The sequence below is a fragment of the Bacillus cereus group sp. Bce019 genome, assembly GCF_051781745.1.
Taxonomy (GTDB): domain Bacteria; phylum Bacillota; class Bacilli; order Bacillales; family Bacillaceae_G; genus Bacillus_A; species Bacillus_A cereus.
Genome location: NZ_JBPWJX010000028.1, coordinates 39,506 through 51,961 on the forward strand (window position 1 = coordinate 39,506; position 12,456 = coordinate 51,961).

The window sequence follows — 12,456 nt, forward strand, 5'->3', positions numbered from 1 at the left end:
GAAAATGGAAGGAAAATAGAGAAATGTGAAGGAAACAGGTAAAATATTCATATATATGGTTAAATTTAATATTTCCTTAATTGAAAACGTTTATAATATAATGAGTCGAATACGACATTAAGGCAAATAATGTTTCAATACATATTGCCTTTCCCTAATTTGGGCATACACTCCTTTCCACCTCCGTGTCAGTTGCAAAAATGTGCAACTATTTTAATGGAATAGAGTGTGTGCATTTTTTTTTTAGGAAGTTGTACTAAATATAAAATGTTACTTTGTAATGACAAACAATAAACAAAATGGGATAATAGCAATATGTCCAAGTGGTAAGACCAATATTACAAAAGGGGCGATTGTTACATGCTAAATATAGAACAAATTAAAGAAATCATTCCTCACCGCTATCCATTTTTACTTGTTGATAAAATATTAGAAGTAGATGAAGGTAAAAGAGCGGTTGGGATTAAAAATGTATCCGCAAACGAAGAATTCTTTAACGGACACTTCCCTGACTATGCAGTTATGCCTGGTGTACTTATTGTAGAAGCATTAGCACAAGTCGGAGCAGTTGCAGTATTAAAGAAAGAAGAAAACCGCGGAAGACTTGCTTTCTTTGCAGGTATCGACAATTGCCGTTTCAAAAAACAAGTACGCCCAGGTGATCAGCTTCGTCTAGAAGTAGAAATGACACGCGTACGCGGCCCAATTGGAAAAGGAAAAGCAATCGCAACAGTAGATGGTGAAGTTGCATGTGAGGCAGAAATTACATTTGCGATTGGTGATAAAAAAGAATAGATAGTACTAAAAAATCTCCTTGTGAAAAGACAAGGGGATTTTTTGTTTACTGCTATATAACGATGAAAAGATAATATACAAACTAATCAGAAAATAACTTGTAAATAGATGGTAATTACCATATACTTACTTTATTATTTATTTAGAAAACAGGATAAGTGATAAAGGTAATAAAGAAATAAAGGCATTGTCATATTGTTAAGGTACTTAAGTAAGACAAAGTAGAATGTTATTGATTATGATGAGATATGGGGAAATCAGCAAAAATATTAATTAGACGTATGAAATCGAGCATAAAAGAGAGAAAAGGGAAATGTCGCATTTCACAAAAGGAGATTATGAATATGTTCGGGAGAAAGAAAAGAAAACCATTACGACAATTAATTACACATAAAGAGCCTAAATCGCGTATTACAGAACAATACCGTAACATTCGTACAAACATTGAGTTTACATCTGTAGATAATCATGTTCGTTCTATTATTGTTACTTCAGCCGATCCAGGTGATGGGAAAACAACAACAATCTCAAACTTAGCAGTTGTTTTTGGACAACAAGGAAAGAAAGTTTTATTAATTGGAGCTGACTTGCGTAAGCCGACAATACAAAACTTATTTGCTATTCATAGTTCAAATGGGCTAACGAACTTATTATCAGGACAAGCAAAACTTATGCAATGCATTCAAAAAACAGATATAGAGAACGTATACTTAATGGCAGCAGGTCCAATCCCCCCAAACCCAGCAGAACTATTAGGGAGCCGGGTAATGGACGAGGCATTGCTAGAAGCATATAACATGTTTGATATTATATTAATCGACACACCACCTGTGCTTGCGGTTACGGATGCACAAATACTAGCGAACAAATGTGATGGAATCGTACTCGTTGTACGAAGTGAAAAGACAGAAAAAGATAAAATCGTAAAAGCGAAACAAATATTAGATAAAGCATCAGGCAAAATACTCGGTGTCGTTTTAAACGATAAAAGAGAAGAAAAAGAGCAGTATGGTTATTACTAAAATAGAAAAAAGCCAATAAGAAATACTTATTGGCTTTTTTCTCATTTTGAAATTTATTTCTCAAGTTACATAGCATAAAAAACATGATATGATAAATAATTTGGAAAATCATTGGAATGTGTTGTCATATTTAAGATTATTTTGTAAGATTATACTTGTTTCCTGTGAACAAATATAGAACTGAATTATTAAAAATAAAAAATGTAAGATTTATATGTTATAATTTTTCCTATGTGTAAATTTTAGAAAGTTGGAGGAACTTATGGAAGAAACAATTAGTTTAAAAGAGTTATTTCATATTTTTAAAAAACGTTTAGCAATGATCCTCGTAATTGCCTTTGGTGCAGCAATAGTAAGTGCTATTATTAGCTTCTTCTTTATGACACCAATCTATCAATCTTCGACGCAAATTCTTGTTAACCAGAAGAAACAAGAAGGGGCAATGTTCCAAGCTGGTGAAATTCAAACGAATATTCAATTAACGAATACATATAAGGTTATTATTAAAAGCCCAGTAATCTTAGAACAAGTGAATGAAAAATTAAATTTAAATATGACAGCGCAAGAGTTAACAAAAAAGGTTAATGTTGCGAATGAAAAGGATTCACAAGTAATCGCTGTAACAGCTGAGGATAAAGATCCTAAAATAGCTCGTGATATTGCGAATGCAACTGCAGATGTATTTAAAGGCGAAGTTGCAAAAATTATGAACGTTGATAACGTAACAGTAATATCTAAAGCAGAAGTTGCAGAAAATCAATCTCCGATTAAACCAGCTCCTATGCTTAATATAGCAATTGCTTTCATTGTTGGTTTAATGGCTTCAGTTGGTCTTGCATTCTTACTCGAATACTTAGATAACACAGTGAAAAAAGAAGAAGATGTAGAAAATTTACTTGGTTTACCAGTATTAGGTATTGTAGCTCGTATGGATGAAGAAACATTGAACGTGAAATCACACGCTCCATCATCAAGAAAAGTGAGGGGACAAACAATTGGCTCTTAATTTATTTAAAAAGAAAAAGAATCATCGTCAACGCCGTCAATTAATTGCTCATCAACAACCGAAATCACCAATTTCAGAACAATATCGTAATATTCGAACGAATATTGAATTTGCAGCTGTTGATACGAATTTACATTCATTAATGGTAACATCTGCGAACCCAAGTGAAGGGAAAACGACAACGACAGCGAATATGGCAGTTGTGTTTGCTCAACAAGGAAAAAAAGTATTATTAATTGATGCAGATATGCGTAAACCAGCAATGCATCAAATGTTCCAAGTAGATAATATTTTTGGACTCACGAATGTATTAACACATAGTGAACGTTTAGAAAAATGTGTACAAACGACATCTGTAGACAATCTACACTTTTTAGCTTGTGGTCCAATCCCACCAAACCCGGCAGAATTGTTAGGTTCAAAATCAATGAAAGAACTTCTTGGACAAGCATACAGTATGTATGATTTAGTTATTTTTGATATGCCACCAATTTTAGCTGTAACCGATGCGCAAATTATGGCAAATGTATGTGATGCTTCTATTCTTGTTGTTCGTAGTGAATCAACAGAGAAAGAAACAGCGGTAAAAGCAAAAGGATTGTTAGAATCAGCTAAAGGTAAATTGTTGGGCGTTGTTCTGAATGATCGTGAACGTGAAGAAGGCTTATATTATTATTACGGTGCAAACTAATTACAAGAGTGAGATATGGTTGAAACATATCTCCTTTTTTCCCTTGAATATGAGCGATATCTCATATTCAAGGGAAAAAAGATCTTTATAGGAGAGAGGGAGGATGAAACAAATGATAGATTTACATTGTCACATTTTACCTGGTATCGATGACGGTGCACAGACAGTAACAGATAGTTTAGCCATGGCGCAACAAGCTGTGTCAGAAGGAATACATACCATTGTCGCAACACCACATCATCAAAATGGAAAATATGTAAATGAACGTACCTCAATTATTCATCACGTAAAACAACTAAATGATGAACTACAACAACATAATATTCCACTTACTATTTTACCTGGGCAAGAAGTCAGGTTATATGGTGAGTTATTAGAAGACTATGAAGCTGGTAAAATCGTTACTTTAAATGAAACACATAAATACATATTCATTGAGTTCCCATCGAATCACGTACCTCGTTATGCCGAACAACTATTATATGAACTACGTGTAAAAGGAATGATTCCAATTATCGTTCATCCAGAACGTAATGCCGAGTTAATTGAGCGGCCAGATAAGTTATATAACCTCGTAAATAAAGGTGCATTAACACAAGTGACAGCAGGTAGTTTACTTGGGAAATTTGGTAAAAAGATTAAAAAATTCTCACTACAGCTTGTGGAACATAATTTAACACATATGGTCGCTTCAGATGCACATAACACAACGTCAAGAGGATTTCATTTAGCAGAAAGCTATGAACTAATTGAGAAAGAATTTGGAACGAGTGTTATGAGTGATTTGAAAGAAAATCCGTATTTATTAATTAGCGGGAAGGCAATTTACAAAGAAGATCCAGAACAAATTCGTCGTAAAAAATTGTTCGGTATTTTTTAAATAAGGAACTGGTGATGTCTCCTAACCGTTATCAATGGGGGCACTCGGTCGTGCTGTGGGTAGAAATTTTTATTTCGAACCTACCTTAGACGCTTGTCGTCGGGAGTATGACGTGAGGATGGGTTGGATGCCCATAATTTATTTCTAATAGAAACTCTACCTATAGAGTTATAAAAATAACTCTATAGGTAGGGTTTTTGTTATTGCTACATATGAATAAATGGATGCAGGGGGGATATTTTTGAAAAAAGTAAGAAAGGCGATAATTCCAGCTGCTGGTCTTGGGACAAGATTTTTACCAGCAACGAAAGCGATGCCGAAAGAAATGTTACCTATCGTTGATAAACCAACAATTCAATACATAGTAGAAGAAGCGATAGAATCAGGAATTGAAGATATTATTATTGTTACTGGAAAAGGTAAACGTGCCATTGAAGATCATTTTGATCATTCCTTTGAATTAGAGCAAAATCTCTTAGAAAAAGGGAAGTATGAAATGCTTGAAAAAGTACAAGCTTCTTCAAAAATTAATATTCATTACATAAGACAAAAAGAACCAAAAGGGCTAGGACATGCAGTATGGTGTGCACGTAAATTTATTGGAAATGAACCATTTGCGGTATTACTTGGTGATGATATTGTGCAGGCAGAAACACCATGTTTGCGTCAATTAATGGATCAATATGAAGGTACAAAATCATCTGTAATTGGTGTACAAACAGTGCCAGAAAATGAAACACATCGTTACGGCATTATCGATCCAATTGAGCGAAATGGCCGCAATTATCAAGTGCGTCAATTTGTAGAAAAACCACCAGAAGGAACAGCACCATCGAATTTAGCGATTATGGGTCGTTACGTATTAACACCGGAAATATTTATGTTTCTTGAAGATCAACAGACAGGTGCTGGCGGAGAAATTCAGTTGACAGATGCGATTCAGCGTTTAAATGAAATGCAACGTGTGTTTGCGTATGACTTTGAAGGTACTCGTTATGATGTTGGGGAAAAGTTTGGGTTTATTAGGACTACAATTGAAATGGCACTGCAACAAAAAGAATTAAAAGAACAACTCATAAAATATATGGTTGAACTAGTACATAAAGAAGCGATCAAATAATTGTAGGGGAGAGGGAATATGAAAACTGGTGAAAATATAGCGAGGGATTATCAAATTACACCTGATACTCAAACTATTCAAGTAGAAAGTAATCAATCTAAAATCTATTTAGGAATTAAGTATTTATTAGATGTTATGTTTTCTTTAGTAGGATTAATTGTATTAATGCCTGTTATATTGATATTTAGTATACTTATTATTTTAGAATCTCCAGGGTCTCCTTTTTATCTGCAAGAAAGATTAGGATTGAATGGGAAGAGATTTAAAGTTATTAAACTACGCTCCATGCGGAATGATGCAGAAAAAAATGGAGCAAAATGGGCAGAAAAGAATGATCCACGTGTTACAAAAATAGGGTTATTTATTCGTAAAACAAGAATTGATGAATTACCGCAACTATTTAATATTTTAAAAGGTGATATGTCTCTTGTCGGACCAAGACCGGAAAGACCGATATTTACGGAGAAATTTGAAAGAGATATACCTGGGTTTAAGAAAAGATTAGAAGTCAAACCAGGATTGACTGGGTGGGCACAAGTCAATGGTGGATATGAAATTACACCGAAAGAAAAATTAAACTTAGATGTTTATTATATCAATCATGCAAGTATAATTTTAGATTTTAAAATTATTATTAAAACAGTTAGAGTTGTAATCACTGGTGATGGTGCTAGATGATATAATAAATTCTCTAATTGCTTAAATTTAGATTGAGTATAATAAATAAAAAGAGTAAAGATTTGAGGAATAGAATTTGTTGAAAAATGATTTTGTTAAAAATGCTATGAAGTTATTAACAGGTACTACAATTGCTCATGCTATTACATTTTTATTTTCTCCAATTATCACCAGAGTTTATAGCCCAAGTGAATTTGGATTATATACTTTATTTCTGACAATAGGAACATCGTTAGGCCTTTTTGCTACAATGAGATATGAAATGGCTATTTTACTACCTAAGGATGAAAAAGAAGCTGATAGCTTAAAAAAACTATGCATATTCTCCAGTTTAATAATATCTATTATAATATTATTTGCTACCTTAATTTATAATAGTATTTCTAATGAAGGAAATAAGTTATTTTTAGGTTTGTTTATATTTGTTTTATTTACGGGTTTATATCAAACATATTATTATTTAAGCAATAGAAGTAACGATTATAAAGGAATGGGTAATTCACGTATAATACAGACGCTACTATTTTCTGTCTTATCAATAGCTTTTTATAAAATAGGTGGTACTGGATTAGTTATTGCACATATATTGTCAGTGATAGCATCTTATATATACTTAAAGAATCGAAGAAGTAATAACTTTTTTGAAATCAATTTTCAGTTAAAAGGTTCCAGAAGTATAATAAAGGTTGCAAAAAAATATAAAGATATGCCAATGTATAATTCTATTCATGCATTTATGGATGTAATTATGAATAATGGGTTATTATTTTTAATCAGTATATTTTATGGAAGTGCTGTTTTAGGATTATATTCATTTGCATGGAAAGTATTGAGGGCACCATTAGCAGTTATTGGATCTGCTGTAGGACAAGTTTATTTGAATAGAGCTTCTCAATATTATAATGATAAACAAGCCATTAAACCATTAATGAACAAAATTATATTTAGATTGTTATTAGTTGCGCTTCCATTATTTCTTATTTTGGGGCTTGAGGGAGACGTAATCTTTAGTTTTGTTTTTGGTCAAAGTTGGAAAGAGGCTGGAAGCTATGTTCAAATACTATCACCTTGGTTATTTTTTAATTTTATGAGTTCACCCATTGTACAGACATTTGTTGTGTTAAATAAGCAGAGAAATGCTTTAGTTTATTCATTTATTCAAACAGTTATGACGATATCAACCATAATAGCTATTCCTTTCTTCAGTAAAGACATCTATACATTATTACCTTGGTTATCACTGATTGGTTCATTAAGCTGTATTGTATTTATAATATGGATATATAAAATTGTTTCAGAATATGAGAAGAAAATAATAAGTGAGTAAATTTTTATAAGGATACTAAGTCGTATCGTATGCTGGGGGTAAAAGTGATTGGAAAATATTATTTCTTCTACTGAAGTAGAAAAAGTATCAAATAAAATACTATCAATATTACTGAGTATGTTTATTATTTGTGCTATTTTAAATAATAGTGGTATACCGGTTTTAGATAAACTAGGCTTCCTTAGTTTACTGTCTATTTTCGGTATGGGAGCGTTTTTTTTATTATCTTTACTATCAATTAATTTTAGAGTAGGATCGAGAAAAATATATATATATGTTGTGTTTATTGCTTTTACGATTTCTTCATTCTTTAGTTTGCTAGATCATCCAAGTAGTAAAGGTGTCTATATATTTAGCGAATTGTTGTTAATTAACATACTTTTTATTTCTTTAACAATTTATAATTTAACTGAAAATATAATAAAGTATATGTCAATATTTGGAATGGTATATGTGGTTATTTGTTATATATTAGATGTTGCTACTAATGGAAGAATGAGTAATATATTATATACAAACCCTAACACTTTGGGGGCAACAGTATTCTATTTGTATATATTTTTTATATTTAGAGTGAATTATTTTAAAACAAAGCGAATAGGTAATTTATATTTTCTTTGTGTGTCTTTCTTTTCAATAATATTAATTTTTTATAGCCAAGCTAGATCCATTTGGATTAGTCTTGCTGTCTTTTTTATAACTTACTATATATGGGATTTCCTTTGCAAAAGAAAAATTTTAACACATATATATATATGTGTTATTTTAGCTTTTTGTATGTTATTTAGCTTCTGGTATCCTAGATTGCCAGAATATGACTTTGCACTAGAATGGAATAGTAAGTTATTGGAGTTAACGGGGAAATCATTATTCTCTGGACGACAGCTTGTTTGGAAAGATCTATTGAATTCAGCAATGGAAAATCCATTATTAGGATATAGCTTTGATATGAGGTTTAATGGTGGTATGTCAGCACATAACATGTATCTAGAAATTATATTACAGTCAGGAATATTAGGAGTAGGACTTTTGTTAATCTTATTCTATTGTCTTTGGTTGTATCTGTGTCGTTATGGTCATTATGCTAATTCTAGAATTTCAGGAGCAGCTTTAATTGCTATAATAATACATCAATTATTTGAAGTAACGTTAATTCAAAATAATTTAGCAATTGGTATAATGCAATGGATAATTATTTCCTTAGGATTTAGTGGAGGTTTAATTCGAAAAAAATACCTCAAAGGAGTAAAATAATGAAAAAAATATGCTATTTAGCCCCTGCATCAAATATTCATACTGTTCGATGGGTAAATGCATTAGTTGAAAATCAATTTGATGTTACCCTAGTCACTATGCATGAACCTGATATGGATAAGATAGATTCTAATGTCAAGATAGAGGTGTTACCTTTTAAAAAGGGATATGGTTATTATTTAAATGCATGGGCTTTAAAATCTGTATTAAGAAAATATAACCCAGATTTCTTACATGTACATTATGCAAGCGGTTATGGAACTTTGGCTCGATTAGCTAAATTTGAACCAACAATCCTTTCTGTTTGGGGAAGTGATGTATATTTATTTCCTAATAAAAGGGAAGTAAATAGACGAATATTAAAGAAAAATTTGAGCCATGCAAAATATATTACTTCAACAAGCCATGATATGAAAAGAGAGACAGAAAAATACTTAGATTATAATAAGGAAATATATATTACACCATTTGGTATTGATACCCAATTGTTTAGGGTGAATGATAATAAGAATAATAATGAAAATAATCAGCTTCGTATAGGAATTGCAAAAAAACTAGAGAAGGTATATGGGATTGATTATTTAATACGGGCAGTAAGTGAATTAAAAAAGAAGTTAAAAATCCAGGGATATAATAATATAGCCGATAATTTAAAATTAATTATTATTGGTGAGGGAAGTCAGAGAGAGGAATTAAATTCATTAGTCAAGGAACTTGAGTTAGAAAATCAAGTAGAGTTTATAGGGAATATTCCAAATGTAGAAATTCCTAATTATTTGAATGAAATAGATATCTTTTGCATCCCTAGTTTATCAGAAAGCTTTGGGGTTGCAGCTTTAGAAGCTTCAGCTTGTGCCGTTCCAGTTGTTGCTTCAAATGTAGGAGGATTACCAGAAGTCGTATTACATGGGGAAACTGGATATCTAGTCGATGCAGGAAATTCAAAAGAGCTATCTGAGAGGTTATATGAACTAGCATTAAACCCAGAATTAAGAAAAGCGTTTGGAGAAAAAGGTAGAGAACTTGTAAACTCTAAGTATAGTTGGAAAGAAAGTGTAAGGATTATGCTTGAGGTTTATAATAATATAGAGGATTAATTGTGATGTGAAAGCATTGTGATTTACAAGGTACAGTAATGAGGTTTTTAAGTTGTATTTAAAATGACCTTTTATTTAAATGTGGAAAGTCTATGCTACCTTCAAAATAGTCTATATTTAGATATAGTTTTACCTAAGCTACTAGTGTTTTAGCATTAGTAGCTCTTATTATGATTTTTAAAGGAGTATTGTAGAAAAATGGATATTGATTCGAATGTATCAGATATTAAACCTATTATTTCAATTGTTACACCATCTTATAACGCAAGTTCCTTTATTAAAGAGACGATTCATTCCGTACAATCTCAAACTTATAATAATTGGGAAATGATTATTGTAGATGATGTTTCAAAGGATAATACTCGTGAATTAATAAAAGAAGAAATTGAAAAAGATAACCGTATTCGGTTAATTGAATTGACAGAAAACAGTGGAGCAGCAATAGCGAGAAATACTGGCATTAATAATGCAAAAGGAAAGTATGTAGCTTTCCTAGATAGTGATGACTTATGGCTACCGGAAAAACTAGAAAAGCAATTAGAATTTATGCAGAATAATGATATAGCTTTTTCATTTACGAGTTATCAAATTATGAATCAAGATGGTACTCTCACTGATAAGGTTGTGCATGTTCCAGAGAAAATTAATTATAATGGATTATTAAAAAATACAATAATCGGCTGTTTAACGGTGATGTTGGATATTGAGAAGTTAGGTAGAGTACAAATGCCTAATATTAGAACACGGCAGGATACTGCAACATGGCTGAAAATATTAAGACAAGGTCATTATGCTTATGGATTAGATGAAGTTTTATCTAAGTATAGAAAAGTTGAAAATTCTATTTCTAGTAAAAAATTTAAAATGGCTAAAATGAATTGGAAATTATATAGAGAAATTGAGGAGTTAAGTATCCCGAAATCTGTATGGTGTTTTATAAATTATGCTCTAAATGGAGTAGTAAAACATTTTGTTAAATAAGCATTAAAAGCCCTTTTCTTCAAAGGGCTTTTTTTATTGTTAATAATTAAGGAGGATATAAGATGAATATTGCTATTTTTGGTACAGGTTATGTAGGACTAGTAACGGGGGTTTGTTTATCGGATATTGGGCATCGCGTGACTTGTATTGATATTGATGAAAATAAAGTTGCAAGAATGAAAAAGGGTATTTCACCAATATATGAACCAGGTTTAGATGATTTAATGAGTAAAAATATTAAAGAAAATAGATTGTTATTTACAACGGATTGTCGTCAAGGGATTGAAGAAGCAGATGTTATTTATATAGCAGTAGGTACACCGCAGCAAGCAGATGGTTCAGCTAATTTACAATATATTGAGCAAGTTGCTTTAGATATTGCTAATAACCTTAAAAAAGATTCGATTGTAGTAATTAAAAGTACAGTTCCAGTTGGAACAAATGATCATGTGAAAAATTTAATTCAACAAAATTTAAAAGCAAATGTAAAAATTAGCATGGTATCGAACCCTGAATTTTTAAGAGAGGGTTCAGCAATTCACGATAGTTTCTATGGAGATCGTATCGTTATTGGGACTGATGATGCTAAAACTGCCGAGGCTATGGAAGAAGTGAATAAACCTTTTAATGTTCCTGTTTTTAAAACAACAATTAGAAGTTCAGAAATGATTAAATATGCAGCAAATGCTTTCTTGGCTACAAAAATTAGCTTTATTAATGAAATTGCTAATATTTGTGAAAAAATAGGTGCGGATGTAGAGCATGTAGCTAATGGTATGGGATTAGATAAAAGAATTGGTACACAATTTTTAAAAGCTGGTATTGGATATGGTGGTTCTTGTTTCCCAAAAGATACACATGCTTTAATACAAATTGCTGGTAATGTAGATCATGATTTTGACTTGTTAAAATCAGTTATTACAGTAAATAATAATCAACAGGCATCGCTCGTTGAAAAAATAAAAAATGTATTAGGTGATATGGAAGGAAAGCAAGTGGCTATGCTTGGTTTAGCTTTTAAACCAAATACTGATGATATGAGAGAAGCGGCATCTATTGTTATTGCAAATGATTTAGTAAAAATGGGTGCGAAGGTCGTAGCTTATGATCCGATTGCTACTGAAAATGCAAAGAAAGTATTACCTAATGAGGTTCAATATGTGTCCTCTGTTGCAGGAGCAGTTAAAAATGCCGATGTAACACTTATTGTAACTGAATGGGATGATATAAAAGAATTCCCTATTGAACAGTATATCAAATTAATGAAACAACCTATTATTTTTGATGGTCGTAATTGCCATGGTTTAGAATATGTGAAGAAGTTTAATGTAGACTATTATTCAGTAGGAAGACCAGCTGTAGTTCGTGAAAAAGTTTCTTTATAATTAGGGGATAATTTATAGGATGAGAATCTGTAAGACTAATTTTTATAAATAAAGAAGTTTTTTATTAACCTAGCTAGTTTGAATTATAGCTAGGTTAGTGTTTACATGCTTATTATAAAGATATGAAGTAACGGGGAGGCTTGTAATTATGGCAATACTTGTAACAGGTGGAGCAGGATATATTGGTAGTCATACATGTGTAGAATTACTAAATAGCGGT

General features: G+C 31.6%; 13 protein-coding genes. All 13 read left to right on the forward strand.

Features of this window, described 5'->3' with window-relative positions:
- The first annotated feature begins 360 nt into the window (after positions 1 to 360).
- Positions 361 to 795 (forward strand): 3-hydroxyacyl-ACP dehydratase FabZ, encoded by a 435-nt coding sequence (gene fabZ, locus ACS2QP_RS25205; protein ID WP_000931959.1) that lies wholly within the window; start codon positions 361 to 363, stop codon positions 793 to 795.
- A gap of 344 nt (positions 796 to 1,139) precedes the next feature.
- Positions 1,140 to 1,817 (forward strand): CpsD/CapB family tyrosine-protein kinase, encoded by a 678-nt coding sequence (locus ACS2QP_RS25210; RefSeq protein ID WP_141529016.1) that lies wholly within the window; start codon positions 1,140 to 1,142, stop codon positions 1,815 to 1,817.
- Positions 1,818 to 2,079: 262 nt separating this feature from the next.
- The gene (locus ACS2QP_RS25215) at positions 2,080 to 2,823 is read left to right on the forward strand and encodes a YveK family protein (protein ID WP_000393115.1); all 744 of its coding nucleotides are present in this window, start codon (positions 2,080 to 2,082) and stop codon (positions 2,821 to 2,823) included.
- Positions 2,813 to 3,514 (forward strand): CpsD/CapB family tyrosine-protein kinase, encoded by a 702-nt coding sequence (locus ACS2QP_RS25220; protein WP_001207164.1) that lies wholly within the window; start codon positions 2,813 to 2,815, stop codon positions 3,512 to 3,514. The genes ACS2QP_RS25215 and ACS2QP_RS25220 overlap by 11 nt, the downstream gene beginning before the upstream one ends.
- 112 nt (positions 3,515 to 3,626) lie before the next feature.
- Positions 3,627 to 4,394, forward strand: coding sequence for a tyrosine-protein phosphatase (locus ACS2QP_RS25225; protein ID WP_031312366.1), 768 nt, complete (start codon positions 3,627 to 3,629; stop codon positions 4,392 to 4,394).
- A gap of 241 nt (positions 4,395 to 4,635) precedes the next feature.
- Positions 4,636 to 5,514 (forward strand): UTP--glucose-1-phosphate uridylyltransferase GalU, encoded by an 879-nt coding sequence (galU, locus tag ACS2QP_RS25230; RefSeq protein ID WP_017674224.1) that lies wholly within the window; start codon positions 4,636 to 4,638, stop codon positions 5,512 to 5,514.
- 18 nt (positions 5,515 to 5,532) lie between these two features.
- Entirely contained in the window at positions 5,533 to 6,192 is a 660-nt protein-coding gene (locus tag ACS2QP_RS25235; protein WP_017674225.1) for a sugar transferase, read from the forward strand.
- A gap of 76 nt (positions 6,193 to 6,268) precedes the next feature.
- Positions 6,269 to 7,519, forward strand: a complete 1,251-nt coding sequence (locus ACS2QP_RS25240) for a lipopolysaccharide biosynthesis protein (protein ID WP_232732721.1) — start codon at positions 6,269 to 6,271, stop codon at positions 7,517 to 7,519.
- A gap of 48 nt (positions 7,520 to 7,567) precedes the next feature.
- Positions 7,568 to 8,773 carry an O-antigen ligase family protein gene (locus tag ACS2QP_RS25245; protein WP_089607752.1) on the forward strand — a complete coding sequence of 402 codons (1,206 nt, stop codon included), beginning with the start codon at positions 7,568 to 7,570 and terminating at the stop codon, positions 8,771 to 8,773.
- Positions 8,773 to 9,870, forward strand: a complete 1,098-nt coding sequence (locus ACS2QP_RS25250) for a glycosyltransferase (protein ID WP_089607751.1) — start codon at positions 8,773 to 8,775, stop codon at positions 9,868 to 9,870. The genes ACS2QP_RS25245 and ACS2QP_RS25250 overlap by 1 nt, the downstream gene beginning before the upstream one ends.
- A gap of 198 nt (positions 9,871 to 10,068) precedes the next feature.
- Positions 10,069 to 10,851 carry a glycosyltransferase family 2 protein gene (locus ACS2QP_RS25255; protein ID WP_438882956.1) on the forward strand — a complete coding sequence of 261 codons (783 nt, stop codon included), beginning with the start codon at positions 10,069 to 10,071 and terminating at the stop codon, positions 10,849 to 10,851.
- A gap of 62 nt (positions 10,852 to 10,913) precedes the next feature.
- A complete protein-coding gene (locus ACS2QP_RS25260; RefSeq protein ID WP_033696084.1) occupies positions 10,914 to 12,236 on the forward strand; it encodes a UDP-glucose dehydrogenase family protein in 1,323 nt (440 codons plus the stop codon).
- 148 nt (positions 12,237 to 12,384) lie between these two features.
- A partial coding sequence (locus tag ACS2QP_RS25265) for an NAD-dependent epimerase/dehydratase family protein (protein ID WP_135238493.1) occupies positions 12,385 to 12,456 on the forward strand: 72 nt, incomplete at its 3' end.

What these genes read in the sequence shown, in the direction of transcription:
- ACS2QP_RS25225 (WP_031312366.1), top strand. Translation starts at nt 3,627, where the DNA reads ATGATAGATTTACATTGTCACATTTTACCTGGTATCGATGACGGTGCA.
- fabZ (WP_000931959.1), top strand. Translation starts at nt 361, where the DNA reads ATGCTAAATATAGAACAAATTAAAGAAATCATTCCTCACCGCTATCCA.
- ACS2QP_RS25210 (WP_141529016.1), top strand. Translation starts at nt 1,140, where the DNA reads ATGTTCGGGAGAAAGAAAAGAAAACCATTACGACAATTAATTACACAT.
- ACS2QP_RS25250 (WP_089607751.1), top strand. Translation starts at nt 8,773, where the DNA reads ATGAAAAAAATATGCTATTTAGCCCCTGCATCAAATATTCATACTGTT.
- ACS2QP_RS25255 (WP_438882956.1), top strand. Translation starts at nt 10,069, where the DNA reads ATGGATATTGATTCGAATGTATCAGATATTAAACCTATTATTTCAATT.
- ACS2QP_RS25260 (WP_033696084.1), top strand. Translation starts at nt 10,914, where the DNA reads ATGAATATTGCTATTTTTGGTACAGGTTATGTAGGACTAGTAACGGGG.
- ACS2QP_RS25235 (WP_017674225.1), top strand. Translation starts at nt 5,533, where the DNA reads ATGAAAACTGGTGAAAATATAGCGAGGGATTATCAAATTACACCTGAT.
- ACS2QP_RS25215 (WP_000393115.1), top strand. Translation starts at nt 2,080, where the DNA reads ATGGAAGAAACAATTAGTTTAAAAGAGTTATTTCATATTTTTAAAAAA.